Origin of the sequence: Advenella sp. FME57, from assembly GCF_014897675.1 — a bacterium.
Classification (GTDB): domain Bacteria; phylum Pseudomonadota; class Gammaproteobacteria; order Burkholderiales; family Burkholderiaceae_B; genus Advenella.
In genome coordinates, this window is sequence record NZ_JABUXU010000021.1 from 1 (window position 1) to 20,922 (window position 20,922).

The 20,922-nt window shown below is 54.7% G+C and carries 22 protein-coding genes; 4 read left to right on the forward strand and 18 right to left on the reverse strand.

Annotated elements, in window-relative coordinates; all coding sequences use genetic code 11:
* The 10 genes from INT32_RS19295 to INT32_RS19340 form a co-directional block, all read right to left on the reverse strand.
* Positions 1-457 (reverse strand): transporter substrate-binding domain-containing protein (locus INT32_RS19295; RefSeq protein ID WP_193090340.1); only part of this gene is annotated, 457 nt, incomplete at its 3' end.
* A 44-nt stretch (positions 458-501) separates the two neighbouring features.
* A complete protein-coding gene (locus INT32_RS19300; RefSeq protein ID WP_193090341.1) occupies positions 502-1,230 on the reverse strand; it encodes an amino acid ABC transporter ATP-binding protein in 729 nt (242 codons plus the stop codon).
* Positions 1,214-1,864, reverse strand: coding sequence for an amino acid ABC transporter permease (locus INT32_RS19305; protein WP_193090342.1), 651 nt, complete (start codon positions 1,862-1,864; stop codon positions 1,214-1,216). The genes INT32_RS19300 and INT32_RS19305 overlap by 17 nt, the downstream gene beginning before the upstream one ends.
* A gap of 2 nt (positions 1,865-1,866) precedes the next feature.
* A complete protein-coding gene (locus INT32_RS19310) occupies positions 1,867-2,634 on the reverse strand; it encodes an amino acid ABC transporter permease (protein WP_193090343.1) in 768 nt (255 codons plus the stop codon).
* Positions 2,635-2,687: 53 nt separating this feature from the next.
* Positions 2,688-3,503, reverse strand: a complete 816-nt coding sequence (locus INT32_RS19315; protein WP_193090344.1) for an NAD(P)-dependent oxidoreductase — start codon at positions 3,501-3,503, stop codon at positions 2,688-2,690.
* A 338-nt stretch (positions 3,504-3,841) separates the two neighbouring features.
* A complete protein-coding gene (locus tag INT32_RS19320; protein WP_193090345.1) occupies positions 3,842-5,089 on the reverse strand; it encodes an MFS transporter in 1,248 nt (415 codons plus the stop codon).
* Positions 5,090-5,278: 189 nt separating this feature from the next.
* On the reverse strand, positions 5,279-5,458 hold the full coding sequence (locus INT32_RS19325) for a hypothetical protein (protein WP_193090346.1): 180 nt from the start codon (positions 5,456-5,458) through the stop codon (positions 5,279-5,281).
* 216 nt (positions 5,459-5,674) lie between these two features.
* Positions 5,675-6,640, reverse strand: coding sequence for a tripartite tricarboxylate transporter substrate binding protein (locus tag INT32_RS19330; RefSeq protein ID WP_193090347.1), 966 nt, complete (start codon positions 6,638-6,640; stop codon positions 5,675-5,677).
* A 92-nt stretch (positions 6,641-6,732) separates the two neighbouring features.
* Positions 6,733-7,500, reverse strand: a complete 768-nt coding sequence (locus INT32_RS19335; RefSeq protein WP_193090348.1) for an enoyl-CoA hydratase/isomerase family protein — start codon at positions 7,498-7,500, stop codon at positions 6,733-6,735.
* 13 nt (positions 7,501-7,513) lie between these two features.
* Positions 7,514-8,722 carry a CaiB/BaiF CoA-transferase family protein gene (locus INT32_RS19340; protein ID WP_193090349.1) on the reverse strand — a complete coding sequence of 403 codons (1,209 nt, stop codon included), beginning with the start codon at positions 8,720-8,722 and terminating at the stop codon, positions 7,514-7,516.
* Positions 8,723-8,858: 136 nt separating this feature from the next.
* Between INT32_RS19340 and INT32_RS19345 the strand changes: the two genes are divergently transcribed.
* From INT32_RS19345 to INT32_RS19355, 3 genes are read left to right on the forward strand one after another with little or no spacing between them, the layout of a single operon-like run.
* Positions 8,859-9,779, forward strand: coding sequence for a LysR substrate-binding domain-containing protein (locus INT32_RS19345; protein WP_193090350.1), 921 nt, complete (start codon positions 8,859-8,861; stop codon positions 9,777-9,779).
* A 49-nt stretch (positions 9,780-9,828) separates the two neighbouring features.
* The gene (locus INT32_RS19350; protein ID WP_226817291.1) at positions 9,829-10,185 is read left to right on the forward strand and encodes a nucleotide pyrophosphohydrolase; all 357 of its coding nucleotides are present in this window, start codon (positions 9,829-9,831) and stop codon (positions 10,183-10,185) included.
* Positions 10,166-11,080 carry an aminoglycoside phosphotransferase family protein gene (locus INT32_RS19355; RefSeq protein WP_226817292.1) on the forward strand — a complete coding sequence of 305 codons (915 nt, stop codon included), beginning with the start codon at positions 10,166-10,168 and terminating at the stop codon, positions 11,078-11,080. Before INT32_RS19350 ends, INT32_RS19355 begins: the two co-directional genes overlap by 20 nt.
* 16 nt (positions 11,081-11,096) lie before the next feature.
* Here the strand turns inward: INT32_RS19355 and INT32_RS19360 are convergent, their stop codons facing one another.
* From INT32_RS19360 to INT32_RS19385, 6 genes are all read right to left on the reverse strand, one after another.
* Positions 11,097-11,303 (reverse strand): dodecin, encoded by a 207-nt coding sequence (locus tag INT32_RS19360; protein WP_193090352.1) that lies wholly within the window; start codon positions 11,301-11,303, stop codon positions 11,097-11,099.
* 209 nt (positions 11,304-11,512) lie between these two features.
* A complete protein-coding gene (locus INT32_RS19365; RefSeq protein WP_193090353.1) occupies positions 11,513-12,874 on the reverse strand; it encodes a four-carbon acid sugar kinase family protein in 1,362 nt (453 codons plus the stop codon).
* Positions 12,871-14,145, reverse strand: a complete 1,275-nt coding sequence (locus INT32_RS19370) for a ribulose-bisphosphate carboxylase large subunit family protein (protein ID WP_193090354.1) — start codon at positions 14,143-14,145, stop codon at positions 12,871-12,873. Before INT32_RS19370 ends, INT32_RS19365 begins: the two co-directional genes overlap by 4 nt.
* A complete protein-coding gene (locus tag INT32_RS19375) occupies positions 14,142-14,681 on the reverse strand; it encodes a VOC family protein (protein ID WP_193090355.1) in 540 nt (179 codons plus the stop codon). Before INT32_RS19375 ends, INT32_RS19370 begins: the two co-directional genes overlap by 4 nt.
* 72 nt (positions 14,682-14,753) lie before the next feature.
* Complete coding sequence (locus INT32_RS19380; RefSeq protein WP_370540262.1) at positions 14,754-16,616, reverse strand: TRAP transporter large permease subunit; 1,863 nt, start codon at positions 16,614-16,616, stop codon at positions 14,754-14,756.
* A gap of 40 nt (positions 16,617-16,656) precedes the next feature.
* The gene (locus tag INT32_RS19385; protein WP_193090357.1) at positions 16,657-17,676 is read right to left on the reverse strand and encodes a TRAP transporter substrate-binding protein; all 1,020 of its coding nucleotides are present in this window, start codon (positions 17,674-17,676) and stop codon (positions 16,657-16,659) included.
* Between the two features lie 93 nt (positions 17,677-17,769).
* Between INT32_RS19385 and INT32_RS19390 the strand changes: the two genes are divergently transcribed.
* Complete coding sequence (locus INT32_RS19390) at positions 17,770-18,834, forward strand: LacI family DNA-binding transcriptional regulator (RefSeq protein ID WP_193090358.1); 1,065 nt, start codon at positions 17,770-17,772, stop codon at positions 18,832-18,834.
* A 74-nt stretch (positions 18,835-18,908) separates the two neighbouring features.
* Here the strand turns inward: INT32_RS19390 and INT32_RS19395 are convergent, their stop codons facing one another.
* Positions 18,909-19,484, reverse strand: a complete 576-nt coding sequence (locus INT32_RS19395; protein WP_193090359.1) for a carboxymuconolactone decarboxylase family protein — start codon at positions 19,482-19,484, stop codon at positions 18,909-18,911.
* Between the two features lie 463 nt (positions 19,485-19,947).
* A complete protein-coding gene (locus INT32_RS19400) occupies positions 19,948-20,838 on the reverse strand; it encodes a dienelactone hydrolase family protein (RefSeq protein WP_193090360.1) in 891 nt (296 codons plus the stop codon).
* Positions 20,839-20,922 lie beyond the last annotated feature (84 nt).

Genomic DNA, 20,922 nt, shown 5'->3' on the forward strand with positions numbered 1-20,922 from the left:
AATGCGGCATAAATTCTCTACGAGATGACTGTGTTATAAATGGGGTATTTACACTCTTGATCTGCACATCCTTGGGCGCAGCGACAATGGTCTGCAGCGAAGCATACGGGACAGTGAAATCCACCACTTTGGCGCGTTCAGGCGTAATCGACAGGCTCGAGACCGTCAGATCTGCCTTGCCGGTCTGAATGCTGGGAACCCGCGCCGCGTTGGTAATTTGCACCAGATCCAGTTTGACACCCAGATCCTGGGCCAGCAGTTTGGCCGTGTCCACATCCGAACCTTCGGGTTCCATATTGGCATTGGCGTAGCTGAACATGGGCACGCCCATTGCAACGGCCACGCGGATGGTGCCATTTTTCTTGATGGTATCCAGGGCATCGGCATGGCTTGCCGCGCACACACCCATCAGGCCCAGACCAAGACCGATCGTTTTCACTGTCTGTATTAATTTCATTTGTCGTCCTACCTTTTATAAATATAGTGAGCTGCAATTACCTGCTATAAACCTGTGCCGATAAACTGCTGTAGCTCGCGGGTTTGTGGATTGGTCAGAATTTCCGGACCGCCGGTTTCCCATACCATGCCCTGATACATATAAATCACCTTGTCGGCAATTCTGCGTGCGAAAGCCATTTCGTGGGTGACCAGCACCATGGTCATCCCGCCTTTGGCCAGATCTTCAATCACCCGGAGCACTTCACCTGTCAATTGCGGGTCCAGTGCAGAGGTGACTTCGTCAAACAGCATCACTTTGGGTTCCATGGCCAGCGACCGGGCAATCGCCACCCGCTGCTGCTGGCCGCCCGATAGCTGTTCCGGATAGCTTTCTGCCTTTTCGGCCAGACCCACTTTTTCAAGTACGTACTGCGCCTTGTGACTACACTGCTCGCGCGATAGCTTGCGCACATGCTTTAACGCAAGCATGATGTTTTGCCGAACGGTCAGGTGCGGAAACAGGTTGTAGCTCTGAAAGACGATGCCCACATCCTTGCGCAGTTCACGCAGGTTAACCGTACCTGTGCCAAGTTCATGGCCACAGACCGAAATGGAACCACTGTTGATCGTCTCCAGGTGATCCATGCAGCGCAGCGCTGTACTTTTTCCCGAACCGCTCTGCCCGATGATCGCCACCACCTGGCCGCGTTGTATTTCAAACGACACGCCCCTGAGCACCTCGTTGTCTCCGAACTTCTTGTGCACATCCCTCACATTAACGATTGCCGACATTCAGTTTTCTCTCCATGGCCCTGCTCCATAACGACAATGGATAACAGAGCACAAAATAAAAGGCGCCCACCAGCACGAAAACCAGAAATGGCTGGAACAGCGAGTTATTGATAATCTGGCCGGCGCGCGTCAGTTCCACGAAACCGACAACCGACGCGAGTGACGTCAGTTTGATGACCTGCACCAGATAGCCCACCGAAGGCGGCAATGACATACGCAATGCCTGCGGAATAATCACCAGAATCAGCGATTGCCAGCGGGACAGGCCCAGGCACTCCGAGGCTTCCCATTGTGTTTTTTCTATTGCCTGCACGCTGCCGCGCCAGATCTCACCCAGGAATGCACTCACATGAATCATCAGCGCAATGGCCGAGGCCACCAGCGGCGCGACGTTGATGCCGAAAATGCCGACCCCGAAGTAGACAATAAAGAGCAGGACCAGCAAGGGAATGCCCTGAATAACCTGGATATAAACAGATATGACCACCCGGACCGATTTGTGAACCGAGACACGTGCCAGCATGACTGCGAACCCTGCCACGGAGCCAAGCGCAAATGAAATAATCGACAACACCAGCGTCCAGCCCATGCCCTTGAGCAGATACATCAGCTGTACAGAAGAAAATGAGTCCATGGTTACCCTCTGATCGTGACGGCAGGCAGCTTGCGCGACACCGCCTTTCGCTTGCGGGCGGCCGCATTGCCCATGGAGGCCGAGCGGCGCTGCGCCTGGGCGATGACCCGCTTGCGCCGAAACAGCAGTTGCTCGGCCAGCCAGAAAAGCAGTCGCAACACGACTGCCAGCAATAAGTAAAGGGCGGCAACCACGATGTACGACTCCAGCGAGAGGAACGTTTCCGACTGCACATTATTGGCCACTGCAGTGAGCTCCTCGGTGGAGATCTGTGAGGTAATGGACGACATCAGCATCATCAAGATGAACTGACTCGTAATAGCCGGGTACACTTTCTCGAAAGCCGGGAGCATAATGACGTGCCAGTAGATGCGAGGCCGGGACAGCCCAAGACATTCGGCGGCCTCAATCTGCCCCTTGGGAATGGCGTCCATGCCAGCGCGGATGATCTCCGAAGAATAGGCGCCTACATTGATGACCATGGCAATGACCGCAGCCACCGCGGCCGGCATCTGCAGCCCGATACTGGACAGCCCAAAATAGAAAATGAATATTTGCACCAGAAACGGTGTGTTGCGGATCGTCTCAACGTAGACAGCGCAAGCCCGATTTACCCAACGGTAGCGGCTGCGACTGCCGATCGAGCAGAAAATACCGATAGTCAGGCCAAACACCGTCGAGGCCAGGGTCAGTTCAAGCGTCAGTAATGCCCCTTCGAGAAACGTATTCCAGTAAGGAAGCAGACCCGCGAAATTAAAATCATACTGCACTTATATCTCCCATCCACGCTGGCCGGTTTTATATAGTCCTGCAGTCACGTGAATTACTCGAACGGGCCTTGGGCGGTGAACGCGCCCCCCTGGTAGACGGCAACGGGATCATCGGCTGCAGGCATGGGCTGGCGCTCAACCTGCTCGCGGAATATTTCAGATGTGTCCTGTGCAACGAAGTTCAGCCTGGCCGCCAGGTGGTTGTCCCACCACACTTCCTTGTTATCTGACATGCCATACACAATCGTATGCCCCACTGCTTCGGTTACCAGCCCGCAACGAATGAGTTCGGTCAAATCGCGGGAACTGATCCAGGTGTGCATCATGCGCCGGTCTTTCGCAACCGGAAAGCAGGATCCTATACGGATGCTGACCGTTTCAATGTCATAGCGATCGAAATAGAAACTGGCCATTTCTTCGCCATAGGCTTTGGAAAGACCATAATAGCCATCGGGTCGGCGCGGCACGCCGGCGTCAATGGTTTCATCCTGCCGATAAAAGCCGATGGCGTGATTCGAACTGGCGAAAATCACCCTTTTCACACCATGGCGTCGCGCGCCTTCATAGATATGAAACACACCCTTGATATTTGCCTCTAGGATTTCTTCAAAAGAACGTTCAACCGATACCCCGCCCATATGCACGATGGCATCGCAACCGGCCACCAACTGATCTACTGAGGCCTTGTCAGCCAGATTGCAAAGCATGAGCTCCTCGCCAGTTTCCGCTTGCGGATTGTCAGCAGGAGCAATGATGTCCGACAGCCTTATGGTGTCGGCAAAGGGTTTCAGGGTTTGGCGCAGCACGGTGCCCAGTCCGCCGGCAGCGCCGGTTAACAATAGGCGTTTAAAGGGTTTTGTCTGTTGCACGAATATTCCAACTGAAATACAGCGTTTATTTATGAGCCTTATTGTTGTATGTTATCTGACATCATGAAATTGTGGTTTACCCTAAAAATAACCACAAAAGTGTTTCAGGAGACGGCCTGCCAGCACGCTACTGGTGACACGCTTCCATGATTTTTGAGCGCGCAGCAGCAAGGGCTTGTCAATAGCGCTAAGGGTGTAAGCTGCTAGCTTTCGGGTGCAACTGCATATTACACATTTCTATAATGACCACACTGGCTTTGATACCCTTGGCGTTCTCAAGGCACTCGAGGCTGGCGCCCCGGCACGAACAGACAAGATAAGTTGCTATCTCTTCTTTTTTATTCTCCCTGAAAATGTCGTCTGGTCCTGCCCAGCAATATAATTGAAGCGATAGTGGGCAATAGCAACGACAGGAAGCCGTAGCCGAATCCGCCTGCGGCCTGGGATACCAGGCCGATGGCCGGAGGCCCTAAAACGACGCCCAAATAGGTAACCGCCAGCGTACCGCCGGTAACCGAACCCGATTTCCCCTCGGGCGCGCGCCTGGCCACTTCTGCCAGATACACGCCATTCCAGCCGATGGCAGTGGCGCCGAAAACAGCAAAAACAAATACGATCCACCATTGACTTGACCCAGCGTCAATATAAAAGACGCCAACGGCAGACAAGAGCATGCCGGCAGCCAGCACCAGCAACATGCTCCAGGTGGAAAAGAAATTATCAGCCAGGTAGCCCCACAAAATCCGCCCGATTACGCCTGCCGCCTGGGACACTGACAGAAAAACCCCTGCCAGAACCAACGACATGCCGACCTCGTTATGCAGGAAGGTAATGGCATATGTCATTAACGTGAGCTGGCATACAGAAAAGCAAAAGGAACATACGGCCAGCGTGCGCAATACAGGAATGCGATAAATCGTTCCAAGCGCACCGAAGAACTCTTCCCTGAAAGACCGTCTGACGCCGGTTGCGTCCGGCTCCCAGGAACGTGGAGCAAAAAGCGACACCACCGCGCAAAAGAACAGCACGATGCAGACGACACCCAAGGCGCTGTGCCACCCGACCATTTGCTCCAGGCTGGGCATGATCATGGCGGCCAGCACGCCACCAAGCGGCACGCCGGTTTGCTTGATAGAGAAAATCAAGCTCAGTCGGTGCATTGGTGTATTTTTGATCAGAATTTGCGAACTGCACGGGGTCACCGGGCCATATCCAAGACCAATGAATATACCGGCCAGGGCGAGCGTCCACACAGACGGCGCCATCACGAACAGTGTCAGGCCAACGGCGGAAGACACCAGACACAAGGCGCTCAGCCGGATCGGCCCGACCATGGTCAGCATCGCGCCTGCGCTCAGGCTGCTTAACATCGCAGACAGATAAGCCACCGCAATATAAAAGCCGATATAGCCGGCAGGCACGCCCAGCTGATTTGACAGCACGGGCGCCATCACTGGCGGCACCAGCAGCACCATGGTCGCCAGCGCCTGAATGGTCAATGTCAGGATAAGTACCATCCAGCCTGCGCGACTATCCTGTTTCCTTCGGATAGGGTTGGACTGATTATTCGTCGTTGTGTTTGTCATAGCCCACTTGTCTGGAAAAAATCGTTATGCCTGACCATGCCATTCCCGCTTGAAAACAGAATGATAGCAGCGATCCGCTGCATGCGTGCTGACCGACACTTCGATACGCTTGGCTTTTCGATTGCGATATTTTCTGACGATCCTCAGGCTTGGACCGCCTGCCCAGGATTGCCACTGCGCAGCCTGGCTTCAGATCAGACAGATTGCCTGAATTTCGTGCCCAACAGTGGACTCCACAAGGGAAACGGTCTGCTGCTTTTCAATGACAGTTGTCATATAGGTGGCATCCTGATATCGATCGGCAATACCCATCATATACAGGCTGTAAGCACTGCTGGCCTTGTTGGAAACGACCTTGACGTCCATCATGGCTGACTAACGCGTGACCTGATATGGCTGCGCCAGCCTTGTCAATGCCTCTCTGATCGTAGCAAGATTTAATTCGTCATATTGTATACAACATTCAAAAACAGCCAATTGATTACGAAACAATCTATTAATTAATTATTTTTGCATACCAATTGGCCTATGCAACCGTTGTAACGGATCGCAGGTCTGCCTGCGCGACAGACCCCCGCCGTGTCCTCAGTTCTTTGTTTGCAGACTCTCCCGGGCCAGATCCAGGCCAAGCTTGCCCTCGGTGCGGGCAAACTGAACAAACTCTTCCTGGCTGGCAGACGGGTTGACCTCTTCAAAGTTTGCCGTCAGGTTCTTTTTGACAGCCGGTTCGGCCAGAACTTTTCCGGTAGCTGCAAATAGCGTATCAATGACGGACCTGGGTGTGCCAGCCGGAACGAAAATCCCCCACCAGTTGGTGATGTTGTATCCTTTGAGCCCGGACTGGTCAATGGGTTTATATTGACTGATCACTCTGGAAGGCGTCTTGGAAGTAATCGCCAATCCCTTCACTTTGCCGGTATCGATCATCGCCTTGGCCGATGGCGCCGTCGCAAACGATATGTCGGTATCCCCGGCGGCTACCGATTGGGTCGCCGGCGCGCCCCCCTTGAACGGCACATGCAACAGATCGCGGCCCGACAACCTTAGAAACTCAACGCCTGCCAGATGGGTAATGACACCGTTGCCAGAAGAGGCAAAGGTCAGCCTCCCCGGCTCTTTCTTCGACTTTTCCAGCAGATCCTGAACACTACCTATACCCGACTTCTTGCTGGCAATAAGAATCATGGGCGACGTGGTAAGCCGACTGACCGGGATGAAACTGTCCGGTGTGTAGGCCACTTTGTACAGCACGTTGTCGCTACCCATGACACTTGAATTACCCATGAAGATCGTATAACCGTCTGGCTTGGCCCTTGCTACATGGGCTGCAGCAATGGTGGAGCCTGCCCCCGGCCTGTTTTCGACAATAACCGGCTGCTTCAGGGTTTTTGCCAGATGGTCTGCATAGACTCGCGCTACGTTGTCGGCGCCGCCGCCTGGCGGAAATCCGATGACAAGTGAAATCGGCTTGTCAGGATATCCTGCCGCCTGGACAGTCGTGGTCACAGCCAGTAAAGTTCCCGCAATCAAAATCGTTTTTTTTCCAATCATGTTTGTCTCCTGATAGGGTTTGACCTTCGTTGTAATCGCTTATTTGTTAGCGCTACTTTGTCGCTACCTTGTTGTCGCTACCTTCTTGTCGTTCAATGCCCGGTAAACACGGGCGTGCGCTGCGACCTCCAGGCTGCGGCGCCCTCTTTCATATCCTGCGAGCTTTCGGAGCGCAACACGGCCTGGGCAATTTCCTCTGTTCTTATGTCCTGCCGGGCGATCAGATTCAAGTGCTTTTTGATTCCCAGCAGGGCTTGCGGCGCCATGGCGGCCAGATGTGACGAAAGCGCATCGGCTCGCGCCAGCAGGCGCTGTGCCGGCACGAGCTCAGTCAGAAAATCCATATCCAGCATTCGAGCTGCATCAACTTTTTCTGCCGTCAAAAAAAGATACTTTGCATTGTTCAGGCCCAGGCGCGAAACATAGCGCTGCATGCCTCCGGGATAAAAATGCAGGCCGAATTTCACGGCAGGCATAAACATATTGACGCGGTCTGTGCCCAGACGAAAATCACAGGCCAGGCACAGATCTGTGCCACCGCCATATACGCCCCCCTGGATGACGGCGATAGTGATTGCACGACACTGTTCTACAGCATCGACCACTTCACCGAAATACAGCGAACTGGGCGCTTCTTCGCTGGCCAGCGAAGAAATGTCGTAGCCACTGCAGAAATATTTTCCTGATGCGACCAGACGCAACACCAGGAGGTCTTCCCGATTGTTCACGGTTGCAATATGCTGTTCAATCGCTTTGAGGTCCGCAGGCGACAGACGGTTGGCATGTTCGGCTTTGTTCAGTTGCAGCGTGGCTATCGCGCCCTGGATGTGCAGGGTTGGGGTATGCAGGTCTTCTGTCATGATCACAACCTCTTTAATTTTGCCCATCGGCCTGATACAAAACGCCGTCGGTAATCAATTGCTCGACCTGGTCCCTGTTCATCCCCATGTCATTCGCTACCCGCAGCGTATCCTGCCCGAAAACCGGCGGAGAAGAAACAACGCTGTTGCTATCGTGATTGCTCATATGCACGGGCAAGGCCACTTGCCGCAACGGCCCCAGGCGGGCATGCTCGACTGTCTGAACCAGGTTACATGCCAGGACCTGCTCATCGCGGAAAACATCTTCCAGCGTATTGATCGGCCCGGCGGGGATACCCTGCTCGATCATGATTGGCGTCCAGTGCATGCGCGGGTGCTTTTTGAGCGCGCCCTCGAGAATATCCTTGAGCGCATGGCGATTTTTCATTCGGTCTGCATTGCGAACAAAGCGCGGATCGGCAACCAGCCCATCCAGATCCAGCACGGAACACAGGCGTACCCACATATCCTGTGTGGCCGGCGCCAGATTGATGGGGCCATCGCTGGTTTCAAAGGTGCCGTAAGGCGCAATCACCGGATGAACATTGCCGCAAGGTTGCGGCACTTCTCCCACACTCAGGTAGCGCTGACCCTGTACCGACAGCAGGCTCAGCAGGCTGGCCAGCAGAGACGTCTCCACATGCTGCCCCTGTCCCGTCGACTTCATCTCGATCACCGCCGCCAGCACGCCGATCACTGCCCACATCCCCGCTGTCAGGTCACCGATAGCAGTACCGACCCGAGTCGGGCCCGACTCGGGCGTGCCGGTCAGACTCATGAAGCCGGAATATCCTTGGGCAATCTGGTCAAAGCCGGCCCAGCTTTTTGCCGGGCCAGTACTGCCGAATCCCGAAATGGACGCCATGATCAGCGAAGGCTTGTCCTTGCTGAGCGATTCATATGACAGACCCATGCTTGCCATGGTGCCCACTTTGAAGTTTTCCACGACAATGTCAGACTGCAGCGCAAGTTGGCGGATAAACGCCAGCCCTTCAGGCTTGCGAAAATCAACGCCTATACCCTTTTTATTTCTGTTGGCGCTCAGATAATAGACACTGATGTCCTCATCGAATGGCCCCCACTGGCGAATCATATCGCCATTCGGCGTGGGTTCGACCTTGATTACGTCCGCGCCCAGGTCGGCCAGGGTCATGGTACTAAACGGCCCGGACAGCGCGCGCGTCAAATCCAGAACGCGCAAACCGGCTAATGGTCTTGTCATGATTATCTCCTTTTGCATGCTATTCTATGCAATAAGATTTTCCAATCAAAATACTGTTTATTTATCGTACGATCATTTTTTCTTATTGTTATTTTCTAACCAACGCACGACATCAGTATGCAAGGACGGGACCGCCATGAACACACGCCAAATGCGCTATTTCATCAAGGTATTTGAATTGGGAAATATGACCAAGGCAGCGGCCACCCTGCATATTGCGCAGCCTGCCCTGACACAGCAGATACATCTGCTTGAGGCAGAATTGGGCGTCAGCCTTTTTTTACGATCGACGCGCGGCGTAAACCCGACAGAAGAAGGCACGCTGCTCTACAAACATGCTCAGACCATCGTGCGCCAGATTGACAATACCAAGGCAATTTTACATCGGCGCGATAACCCGGTCAGCGGCACCGTATCCATTGCGCTGGCTTCCAGTACGGCACGCATGCTGGCCCTGCCACTGATCCACCAGGTCAAGCAACGCTATCCGTCGGTGATTCTGGAGATTGTCGATCTGCCCAGCGCCGACCTGACCCGTCAGGTACTTCAGGGACGGGTAGACTTTGCCCTGACGCCGGACCAGCAGGAAATCAAAGGCATGGTGCTCAAGCCGTTTCTGGTTGAAGAGTTGCTGCTGTTGCTGCATGCTCAGACAAGCATTAAAAAACGTCGCGTCAATATCGAAGACATCAAGGATGTTCCCCTGATTCTGCCCAGTTTGCCCAACCGTTTACGCTCACGAATCGATCACGCCTTCCTGGAGCGACGCCTGCCTTATGAGCTGATCGCAGAGGCCAGCACCTCTGCCATCCTGATTCCCGCAGTCAAGAACGGGCTGGCAGCGACCATTCTTCCGTACTCCGCCGCCCACGAAGAAATCCATGACGGTACAATCATCATGCGGCGGTTCGATTTTGAGTTTTTCCGCGAGATTTTCATTTGCCATACAAATAACATCATGCGCAATGATGCCGTCGATTGCGTCATGGACGAATGCGAAAAAACGGCCGCACGCCTGATCGCGAAAAACGTCTGGAAATATACCAAGTTGCTCTAAGGCAGCCTGCTGCAACCCATAACCCGAAATTCCCTTCATGCCGGATATTATGAAACCAACCTTAACCTCTATTTGCGAACAGCTTGAGACCTTTGCCAAAGCCAGAGACTGGGATCAATACCATTCGCCCAAAAATATCGCCATGGCGCTTTCGGTGGAAGCAGCAGAGCTGGTTGAAATATTTCAATGGAAGACAGAAGCAGAATCGGCCACACTGAACGAACAAGACCAACTGGCGGCCAGACATGAAATTGCCGATGTTCTGCTGTATCTGCTCACCATCAGCCGGGTCTTGAACATTGACATCTTGCAGGCCGCCCAGGAAAAACTGCAACTGAATGCACAAAAGTATCCGGTGAGAAAAAGCAAAGGCAACGCAAAAAAATATGACAGACTCGATGACTGACGGTAATCCGGGCTCCGTCCCTGCACGTCAAGAGCAGCGCATACAGGCCCCCGCACAGGCGACGACGGACGTCGAGATGGACGTGTTTGCGCCGTGGATAAAAAAATGGAACCTGGTCCAGGACGGCACGCCCATTGCGACCCCGGGCAGCAGCCTGCTGCCGGTAAAAATGAACAATGCCATGGCAATGCTGAAGATTGCCCGTGATGAGCACGAAATACGCGGCGGCAAAGTGCTGCAATGGTGGGATGGCAATGGTGCTGCCAGGGTATTTGCCCGTAACGCTAATGCCTTGGTGTTGGAACGGGCCCAGGGCAAGCAATCGCTGATGCAGATGGCGTTGCACGGCCAGGACGACAATGCCAGCCGTATTGCCTGCGACACGGTGGCGCAACTGCACGCCTACGCAAGGCGCATTCCGGGCCAGCCTGAATTGGTTCTTTTACAACTGTGGTTCGCTGACCTGTTTGCAGCGGCCAGAAGCAACCCGGTGCTGCAACAATGTGCGAATGCAGCACAGCGGCTGCTGGCCGACCCCGAAGAGATAACCGTACTGCATGGCGATATCCACCACGACAATATTCTGGACTTCGCGGATCGTGGCTGGCTGGCCATCGACCCAAAGGGGCTACTGGGCGAGCGGGGCTTTGACTATGCTAATTTGATTGTGAACCCCGACCTGCCCACCGTAACCGACCCGGATCGCTTCGCTCGCCAGGTTCAAGTCGTATCGCAGGCGGCCAGCCTGGATCGTCACCGCTTGTTATGCTGGGTCCTGGCGTTCGCCGGCCTGTCGGCCGTCTGGTTCATCCAGGACGCAAGCGAGGCACAGGCGCAACAGGATCTGAACGTGGCGCGCCTGGCACTACAGGCCCTGTCACTGAGCCCGAATTAACTCGCGCGCCGCTTGTTCATTCCAGCGTAAAACCTGCCTTGATGCTGACCTGCCAGTGGGCCACTTTACCGTCGATAACGTGTCCGCGAGTTTCGGTAACGGTAAACCACTGAATGTTCCTGACCGTCTCATTGGCTTTGGCCAGCGCGTTGCTCACTGCATCTTCAATGCTGGTTGTTGATGAACCTGTCAGTTCAATATGCTTATAAACATGATCGCTCATGGCGCTGCTCCCTGTAGTGTGGATAGGCGCTTACCATGTTACGGCGATTAGACTATTTATGCAATTGGGCCACAATCAATCTGTCTCTTATTTTATTGCTCCTGCACCAGGCCCCTGCCAGGTAAGTCTTCACAGCGGTCGCCCCGGCAGCACGACATGCCAGACTCAGGCCAGGAAAATAAACGCGCCACGTTCCTGGAAGGGAAGACTTAGCGCGTTACCGGCACTTGCAGCAATTTATCGAAAATATCCTCGCTGCCCATCTGTCCGCCCTTTAACATGACGACCATCCCGTCCAATGCAGGATTGTCGCTATGCATTGAGCAAACGGTTACCCCGGGCGACAGTACACTTGCATAAGACAAGGCCCATACATCCAGTTGCGCGATTGCCTGGCTGGACGTATCTCCACCCGCAATGCCAAGCCGGCCCAGGCGTATACCCTGCTCTGCCAGCAGTTGCAACGTGGACTGCACAAACCGGGCCGTTGCACCCGCCAGGTCCGCTGAATGAATTGCACAGTCGCGCCCGTTTTGCTGGTCGACATAGGCCAGAACATGACGGTTAGCACTCAGCTCATCACAGATGTGCTGACATTGTGCAGCCCGGTAGTCGGCATCATTCAACAACGAGCGCGCCTGCAACGGCCGTTTGACATATCCGTCGGCAGCCCGAACCTGTGCAGCGGTCACCGGAGAAAGACTACCCGCCAACACGAAGGTCGGACCAACGTGAGCCGGGTGCTGCCTGTCGTCGATCACGTGGTCCGCAACGCTATGGGCGTGCGTACCGACATTTTCTGCCGCCGCCAGTGCCTGCAGCACGACACTTGAGCCCACAACCAATGCGGTTTTATGCTCATTGGCGATACGCAGGAGCTGTCGTCCCACGCTTGCAAGCTGCGTACTGTCAGAAACATCGAAAAGCACAGCCGTGTCCATTTTGCCCCTGGCGCTGCTACAGCGCTGAACAGTCCGATCTACAAGCGCATCAAGCAGGGCTGGTTGCTGTTGATATGCCGTATAAGGAATGTTAATGACATCTGCCATGGCCTGCGATTGCAGATGCAATCCCAGGTCGGCTTCATGCATCGGTGTCACTGGGTGGCATTGCATGGTTGGGTGCCGGTCAATACGATGCACCTGGCCGGAATCTCCGGCAGCCGCAAAAAGATTGCCAAAGCAGCAATAACGGCCAATATCGGGCTGGCCACCCACAAACAGCGCAAACGGCGCCTCCACATAGTCGCCCAGGATATTGACTGCGATCCCAAGGCTGCCCGTGTGCGCGGCACTATCAAAGGTTGAACAACATTTGTAATGCAGCACCGACACACGCTGATCCTGGAAAAAGCGCCCGATCTTCGGCAAACAGGAATGCATCTGTTGCGGGTTCATACCGCGCGCTGTACCGGCTATTCCTATTGCTTGCAGGGGGCCGATACGCGCCAGTTGCGCTTCGGTGGGCACGTCCAGAAACAGGATGCTACGCAGATTGGCGCGGGCCGCAACGGCCAGCGTATCGGTCGCCCCGGTAAAATCATCGCCATACCAGCCGAACGTCAGGCTCATGATTGCTTGTCGCCAAAAAACGCCAGTGCGGCCTTCAGCTCGGGCATATTACAAGCGAAATCCTCCAGCGTTGCTCCTTCCTGCTGCGCTGCCCAGGCCTGGCGAAGGCTGACCACGCCGGCAGCCGGTCCCATAGGATGGGCCAAAATGCCACCGCCCGACATGAAGAGCAGATCCTGGCTTTGAATCGACTGCCAGGTCACCGGGACTGTACCGGCCCACTGGCCCGAAGAAAACACCGGCAACACCCGGTCATCGACCGTGTCGGACATGCGCGCCAGAGAGTCGGAAGCCGCTGCCACCACTTCGCTATCGGGCTGCGAGAATTTCCCCTGCAGACCATGCACATGCATGTGATCCACCCCTGCCAGGCGCCACATCGTCTGATACGGCTGATAAGCCATTCCAAGCAACGGATGTCGCGAAACGGCTCCAAAGCCATTACGATGACCATGGATAGCAAGCGGCGTACTCTTTCTGAGGCTTTCAATTGCCGAGAACCCGCAGTAATTGAGGCTGGCCATCACGCAGGTGCCTTCTTCCTGCGCAACCAGATCTGCGTGACGCCGCATGGAATCCAGGTCATCGCTGATATTGAAGGCCATCATGACCTTTTTGCCGGTGCGCTGTGCATGCTCACGAATAACGGCCATCACCGCAGGCACGCGCTGGGCCAGTGGCGCATGGTCCGGATTGGCGCACACTTCATCATCCTTGATGAAATCGACACCCGCCTCGCACAAGGTTTTCACCAGCGCTGCCGTTTGCGCTGCGCTCATGCCGACATTTGGCTTGATAATCGTGCCGACCATGGCGCCGGCGGCCACACCAATACTGGCACGCGTGCCGGCAATGCCCAGACCAGGCAAGGCAAACCGCATACGAAATGAAGCGGGGAGCGTCAGCGATTCAAGACGCAGTCCGGTCACTTCACCCAGGTCGTAAAGATTGCCCGAGACCGTCGCAGCCAACGTGGCCAGGTTTGCACCAAAGTTGGCTATCGGAAATGAAATATCAATCTGGGCCCGACGCCATGGGCCGCCGACATTTCTGCGTTCGATCCAGGCATTGGGCAGGCTGGGCGCATCGCCTGCGGGCAACTCGTGAACTGCAGTTACCGTGGCACGGGCTCTATCGCGCAACTCATCGGTTTCGCCAGCAACACGGGTAAAGGTCCCGCAGGACTGTTCGCCAGCCATGATCTGGGCCACTTTGGCCGGTTCAAAAGGCGTTTCCACCACATATCGAGCCTGTACTACTGTATCGCTCATAATGTATCCAGGTCCGGGAATGGCCGGATAGCCTGTTGGCCATTCCAGTCTTCCGACGTCGCGCGAATCAGGTCAAACAGGCGACCCTTGGGGCCCGCTACTTCCGACAGTTCGATGACCGTGCCCGGATGATACTCAGTATCAAAATAGATAAACCTGCCCTGCTCGCCAACTTCCCCGCTCATGCGTGGCTTAAAACCCTGCTTGAGTAACCTTTCAAGATCGGCATCGTAATGCTCGGTCCAGTAAGCGACATGCTGCAGGCCGGTGCGGCCCGCCTGTAGAAAATCGCGGTACATCGACGGAACGTCGTTGCGTGTCTGTATCAGCTCTACCTGCACGAAACCCGAATTGGCCAGCGCTACTGAATTATGCGGCTCGTAGGTCTGACCGTCATATTGATAGTTGCGGATCGGCACCTTAGGGTTGTAATACCAGGGACCCACGCCCAGCGTGTTGCTCCAGTATGCCATTGCCGCTTCGATATCATCGACAACATATCCCAACTGACGAATTTCGCCAAAGAATGTACTCATATTATGTTCCAGCTATTTGATAAAAATGATGCCTGCAGGAACAAGCACCATGAACCTGTATGGCGAGATGATTTATTTGATAAAACCGGTGGATATCCAGGGAACAAATGTCACGATCATCAACCCGACAAACAGCGCGACAACGTAACCCCAGATATAGCGCATGCCTTCAGACGGATTGACCTTGCCAATTGCGCACGCGCCGTAATAGCCCACACCGAACGGCGGAGCGAACAATCCAATACCCATTGCAAAAATGACAACAATGGAATAGTGCACATCATGGATATCCAGGGCGCGTGCGACCGGAAAGAGCAGTGGTCCGAACAGGACGATGGCCGGAATACCCTCCAGAATGCTTCCCAATATGATGAACGCAAATACCGAGATGATCAGAAAGCCATAACCGCCTCCTGGCACGTTCGCCATGAGCGCTGCCAGATCACTGGAAAAGCCTGATTGAGTGAGTGCCCAGGCCATGGCCGTTGCGCAGCCGATAATCAGCATAATGGCGCCTGACAGCGTCGCCGTTTCCACCAGGATAGGCGTCACACGCTTCCAGTCAAACTGCCGATAGACCAGCAGGCCCAGCAAAATGGAGTACACCACCCCAATCGTAGAGACTTCAGTTGCGGTCGCTATACCCTCGACCACGGCAGCTCGGATAACGAAAGGCAACGAGATGGCAGGCAAGGCAATCAGCAGGAAACGAAAAATATCACGCTTGGGTACTTTTGCAACCTTTGTCAGATCTTCACGGCGATAGCGCCAGCCGACCACGACACACAGACACAAACCGAGAACAACAGCCGGCAATATGCCTCCGGTAAACAGCGCGGCAATGGATACGCCGGTGACCGAGCCAATGGTGATAAGCACTATGGATGGCGGAATGGTTTCGGTCTGCGCGCCCGTGGCCGACAGCAAAGCAACAAGTTCACCTTTTTTTGCGCCGCGCTTTTCCATCTCGGGAAACAGTACCGGCGTGATGGCGGCCATATCGGCAATCTTGGAACCGGAGATACCGGAAACCAGATACATGGCGCCAATCAATACGTAAGAGAGGCCACCGCGAACATGCCCCAGGCAACTGGCCAGGAACTGAATCATGGCCCGCGCCATACCCGTCATCTCTATGAGCGCGCCCAGGAAGATAAAGAGCGGCACAGCCAGCAGAATCAGATGCGACATGCCTTCATTCAAGCGACCCACCATCACGACAATGGGGGTCTGGGTCGTGAGCGTCAGATAGCCGAAAGTGGCCAGCGCAAACGAGAATGCAATTGGCACACCGGAGAAAACGCAAGCGGCCACCACGAAGACAAAGAAAATCACCAGATTGAATTTACCGAGCTCCATCAACACGGGATGCGCCAGCCAGAACACGGCCAGCAATGCCAATGTGACGCCCAGACTGATCGACAGTTGCTTGCGATCAGCAGTCATGACCATGCGAAAGACCGACGTCAGAATCATGAGCGCAATGCCCACCGGCAATGCGGCAGCGTGCCATGCATTACTGATTTCCAATGCCGGCGTCACAATATAGGATTCTTCGTAGGCATACTCAAAGGCCGGATACAGAAAAAGCACCAGGAAAGCCAGCGATGCAGACGAAGCAAAACCTTCAAGCAACAGACGTCGATTGGCGGAGACACGGTCAATAAAGGCGGTCATGCGCATATGTTGGCCGCGCCGCAACGCGATTACCGCACCCAACATGGACAGCCACAGAAACAGGATCGACGCCAGCTCATCGGTCCACACCAATGGCACATGCAATACGTACCTTGCCGCGACACCCGAAAACAGGATCACCACTTCCAGGATAATCAGCATCACGGCGAGCAGCTCAACACTGCGGCCGAGCGCGTTGTCTGCAGCGCGCACCAGCTTGGCTGCGCCGGAAACAGTAGTTGTGGCGGGCGTTTTCATCGCCATCGCAGAATCGGTCATCATTGCAGTTTCCATCACACTAAACCAGTTTACCGACCGAGGCCTCGAGCGCGGCCCAGGCTTCATCGCCAAAACGGCCCTTCCACTCTTTGTAAAAACCGGCATTACGCAGTGCAGCCCGGAATGTGTCGGGTGCTGGCGCATTGAAAGCGAGTCCTTTGGATTGCAGATCACTTTGCACCGAATCATTAAGCTTTCTGATATCTTCGCGCTGACGCACACCCGCGCCATTAATACCATCGGCCACGATTGTCTTCAGATCATCGGGCAATCGATCCCACGCCGCGCCATTGGCAATAAACCAGAAGCCATCCCAGATGTGATTGGTCTGGGAGCAATATTTTTGTACTTCGTACAGTTTTGCCACCTGGATAATGGGCAACGGGTTCTCCTGAGCATCCACAATCTTGGTCTGCAAAGACGAATACACTTCGCTGAACTGAAGGCTTGTCGGGGCAGCGCCCAGACCTTTGAACATCGAAATGGACAGCGGGCTGACCGGCACGCGGATTTTCAGGTCTTCCAGATCGGCTGCCTGCTCTATCGGCCCCTTGCTGCTGGTCATCTGGCGAAAGCCGTTGTCCCACATTTTGTCAAAGGCATACAGGCGTATCTTGCGGATGGATGCCCGCACATGCGCACCCAGATCGCCATCCATCGCTTTCCACACCTGGGCATAATCACTGAACGCAAAGCCAAGCGCATTAATGGCCGCGACCGGCACCAGCGTGGCAATCACAAGTGAAGACGGCGTAAAAAACTGAATGCCGCCGGAGCGGACCTGAGACAACATATCGGTATCGCCGCCGAGCTGGTTGTTGGGGAAAATGGCGATATCGACCCGTCCGTCGGATTTTTCCCGGATTTCGTCGGCCGCTTCCTTGGCGCGAATATTCAGGGGGTGAGACAGCGGAAGATTGTTGCCATACTTATAGGAAAATTCGGCAGCACGCGCCACCTGTGGCAGCGCGCTGACAACACCTGCCAGCGGCATGGCGGACAGGGTGCGCAGCATGCTGCGGCGAGAATACTTCTGCATATTTGTCTCCAGACGTTAAATGATGTTTTTTGATTTTATTATTTTTCTAACCGCAACGATATAGTGATAACATATCAACGTCAATCAAATTAAATGATGGTTTTTGATGTAATGAAAAACTCAGAGAAAGCCGCAAGCAGGGCCAATATTGCAGATATTGCCAAACTGGCCAACGTCTCCACCGCTACGGTAGACCGCGTACTGAACCACCGATCGGGCGTGCGCGAAGCCACGGTGCAGCGGGTACTGCGAGCCGCTGCCGAACTGGCCTATCTGCCGGAAAATGATCTGTATGCGGCGCTTACACCCAGCGCCATGCGTATTTCATTCGTGCTTCCAAAAGGCACCAACCGCTTCATCAGGATGCTGGGCGACACCATCACCTACTCCCAGGACAGCTGGACGCCCTACAACGTGAAATGCAAAGTCGATTATGTGGAAGGCTTCAATCCCGAGGTCCTTGCCGCAAGCCTGACCAAGCAGGCAGAGCGCGCAGACGGCGTTGCCTGCATGGCTATTGAGCACCCGCTAGTGCGCGACGCCATCGAGGAACTTGTCGATAAGGGCAAGCATGTAATAACGCTGATTACCGATATTTCCAATACGCGCCGCGCCGCCTATATCGGCCTGGACAATCGCGCCGCCGGCCGTACGGCCGCGTACCTGATTGCCCGCTTCATCGGCGCGCGGCCAGCCAAGGTTGCCATGATCGCCGGCAGCCTGAGTTATCGCGCTCACGAAGAGCGTGAAATGGGTTTTCTGTATATGTTCAAGGAACTGTTTCCCACTGTTGAAGTGGTGGGATTGCGCGAAGGCCTCGATAGTGCCGAAGAAAATTATCGGCTCATGCGGCAACTGCTGGAACAGTCACCGGATCTGGCAGGAATCTACAATATTGGCGGCGCATCCGACGGCGTAGCCAAAGCACTCAAGGAAGCCGGCCTGGCGCACAAAGTGGTGTTTATCGGTCACGGGCTGACGCCCGATACGCGCGCCCTGTTGATCGACGGAACCATGGACGCCGTCATTACACAGAATCCACAGTCCTCTACCATGAACTGTATCCGCATTTTTGCCAATCTGCGCGATCGACGCCCGGTCATGAGCGGCATCGACCCTGTGCAAAGTCAGATCATTTTCCGGGAAAACCTGCCCTGATCGCGCCGGCGGGCATATGCCCGCCGCCCGCTGTGCATTCATTGCAACTGCAATAGCAGGTCCGCCAGGCGGCGCTACACTGCAGGCATTGCAGCCAGCGGCTGCGCCGAAGAGGCCGGAACAGGTGTTCTGGCTACATTCATGACCATGGAAAGCAGCGAGTAATAGCCATTGATTCCGACAAGGTCCATCACGCCCTGCTCGCCAAACTGCTGCAACGCGCGCTCGTAGGTGTGATCGCATACCGACTGATTGTGAAAGAGTTCGGTCGAGAATGCATAAAGTATCGCCTCATCTTCAGGCAGACCCTCGGGCTTGCGGCCTTCGCCAATGGCCTCTATGGTTTGTTCGGATACGCCTTCACGCAACGCTATCGGCGCATGAATCGCCCACTCGACCTGCTGAGACCACTGCCGCGAAGTAATCAAAATCGCCAGCTCCGACAGGCGCTGCCCCAGGGCGCTGCGATACCGCAGATACTCTCCCATACGACTGGCGTGAGCCATGAGTTCAGGACTGCGCATCAAGGGAATAAAGGGCGACAAAAGCCCACCGCGCGGGCCGTTGATAATTTCTTGAGCGTACTGTTTCTGATCAGCGCTCCAGGTTTCTGGTGCAAGAGGAGGAAGGCGGTCCGGATACTGGTTCATAATGACTCTACACAATAACAAAGGGGAAGATAAGAAAATGATAGCTGTAACTATACCAAGACTAGCTATGAAGTCTCCTGAAGTTACCTTTGCTTCCCGGTATTGAGCTGTAGCTGCAGTATGAAACCAAAGTCAGGTATTCATGTAATGCGGTATTGACGCCCGTTTGCCTCTGCTGCCATCGCCAAAACTTGTAACGACTGAACGCATCGGTGCTTTTCATGAACCGTTGTATGATCCCTACCGCAAAAAGATAGCTAAACAGCAGTTCGCGCAGCAAATAAACAGCACGTATCCGAATCGCCAATACGAGACCTCGTTCATCGTATCGCGACTCCCGTAAAATCGTGCGAGCAACTGCAATCGGCTTTATCGGGCAGCAAACCAGAAACATCAGGTTCCAAGGCAAGCGGCGGGCGCCAGGCCCGCCCTGCTTATCTATCCGCTCAGGTCACGACCGGCACTACCCGCCCAGGTTTGACTTGAAAAATTCCAATGTCCGGGACCATGCCAGCTTTGCGGCGGCTTCGTCGTAACGAGGCGTTGTGTCGTTATGAAATCCATGATTGGCCCCATCATACATGTGCATTTCATACTTCTTGTTATTGGCTTTGAGCGCTGCTTCGTAATCCGGCCATCCCGCATTGATGCGCTCATCAATGCCGGCATAATGTATCAGCAGCGGCGCATTGATTTTCGGCACATCCGCAGCGGCAGGCTGACCACCATAGAACGGTACTGCGGCAGCCAGATCCGGCATGCGAACAGCCAGCATATTGACCACCCCACCGCCATAGCAAAACCCAACTGCGCCAATCTTGCCGTTCACTGCCTCGTGCCCCCTCAGAAATTGCGCTGCCGCCACCATATCTTCGGTGCGCTTGGCCGGATCCAGCTTCGCAAAAAGCTCGCGCGCCTTGTCTTCGTCTCCCGGGTAACCGCCGGCCGGCGTGAGCGCATCGGGTGCGAAAGCAACATAGTTTTCAACGGCTAGGCGTCTTGCCACGTCCTCGATATAGGGATTGAGCCCCCTATTTTCATGAATAACTACCACACCTGGCAACTTGTCTTTGGCATCGGCTGGTTGTGCCAGATAGCCTTTCATGGTGCCATTGCCCTGGGGAGACGGATAATCCACGTATCCAGCTTTAATTCGTTTGTCATCGGGCGCAATTTGCTGCGCCCAGGCAAAATTCGGTGCAAGACTGCTAAGAATCGCAGAGGCAGTGACGCCGCCGACGGCATACCGCGCTGAACGATCCAGAAACTGTCTGCGACTGATACCGCCATGCACATAGGCATCAAACAGCTTGAGAACATCGGGGTGAAAATCACTCGCGTTTTTTCGATTCATGTTGCGGACTCCTTGACAGGCGGGCCAGTAGACCCGGATTAGCTGAGAAAGGAACTGATGGATAAATTGCGTGAACAGTGAAAT

Bases quoted from the DNA above. Each gene is read 5' to 3' on its own strand.
- INT32_RS19300 (WP_193090341.1), bottom strand. From the start codon at position 1,230: ATGTCGGCAATCGTTAATGTGAGGGATGTGCACAAGAAGTTCGGAGAC.
- INT32_RS19305 (WP_193090342.1), bottom strand. From the start codon at position 1,864: ATGGACTCATTTTCTTCTGTACAGCTGATGTATCTGCTCAAGGGCATG.
- INT32_RS19320 (WP_193090345.1), bottom strand. From the start codon at position 5,089: ATGACAAACACAACGACGAATAATCAGTCCAACCCTATCCGAAGGAAA.
- INT32_RS19325 (WP_193090346.1), bottom strand. From the start codon at position 5,458: ATGATGGACGTCAAGGTCGTTTCCAACAAGGCCAGCAGTGCTTACAGC.
- INT32_RS19330 (WP_193090347.1), bottom strand. From the start codon at position 6,640: ATGATTGGAAAAAAAACGATTTTGATTGCGGGAACTTTACTGGCTGTG.
- INT32_RS19335 (WP_193090348.1), bottom strand. From the start codon at position 7,500: ATGACAGAAGACCTGCATACCCCAACCCTGCACATCCAGGGCGCGATA.
- INT32_RS19340 (WP_193090349.1), bottom strand. From the start codon at position 8,722: ATGACAAGACCATTAGCCGGTTTGCGCGTTCTGGATTTGACGCGCGCG.
- INT32_RS19345 (WP_193090350.1), top strand. From the start codon at position 8,859: ATGAACACACGCCAAATGCGCTATTTCATCAAGGTATTTGAATTGGGA.
- INT32_RS19350 (WP_226817291.1), top strand. From the start codon at position 9,829: ATGAAACCAACCTTAACCTCTATTTGCGAACAGCTTGAGACCTTTGCC.
- INT32_RS19355 (WP_226817292.1), top strand. From the start codon at position 10,166: ATGACAGACTCGATGACTGACGGTAATCCGGGCTCCGTCCCTGCACGT.
- INT32_RS19360 (WP_193090352.1), bottom strand. From the start codon at position 11,303: ATGAGCGATCATGTTTATAAGCATATTGAACTGACAGGTTCATCAACA.
- INT32_RS19365 (WP_193090353.1), bottom strand. From the start codon at position 12,874: ATGAGCCTGACGTTCGGCTGGTATGGCGATGATTTTACCGGGGCGACC.
- INT32_RS19370 (WP_193090354.1), bottom strand. From the start codon at position 14,145: ATGAGCGATACAGTAGTACAGGCTCGATATGTGGTGGAAACGCCTTTT.
- INT32_RS19375 (WP_193090355.1), bottom strand. From the start codon at position 14,681: ATGAGTACATTCTTTGGCGAAATTCGTCAGTTGGGATATGTTGTCGAT.
- INT32_RS19380 (WP_370540262.1), bottom strand. From the start codon at position 16,616: ATGAAAACGCCCGCCACAACTACTGTTTCCGGCGCAGCCAAGCTGGTG.
- INT32_RS19385 (WP_193090357.1), bottom strand. From the start codon at position 17,676: ATGCAGAAGTATTCTCGCCGCAGCATGCTGCGCACCCTGTCCGCCATG.
- INT32_RS19390 (WP_193090358.1), top strand. From the start codon at position 17,770: ATGATGGTTTTTGATGTAATGAAAAACTCAGAGAAAGCCGCAAGCAGG.
- INT32_RS19395 (WP_193090359.1), bottom strand. From the start codon at position 19,484: ATGAACCAGTATCCGGACCGCCTTCCTCCTCTTGCACCAGAAACCTGG.
- INT32_RS19400 (WP_193090360.1), bottom strand. From the start codon at position 20,838: ATGAATCGAAAAAACGCGAGTGATTTTCACCCCGATGTTCTCAAGCTG.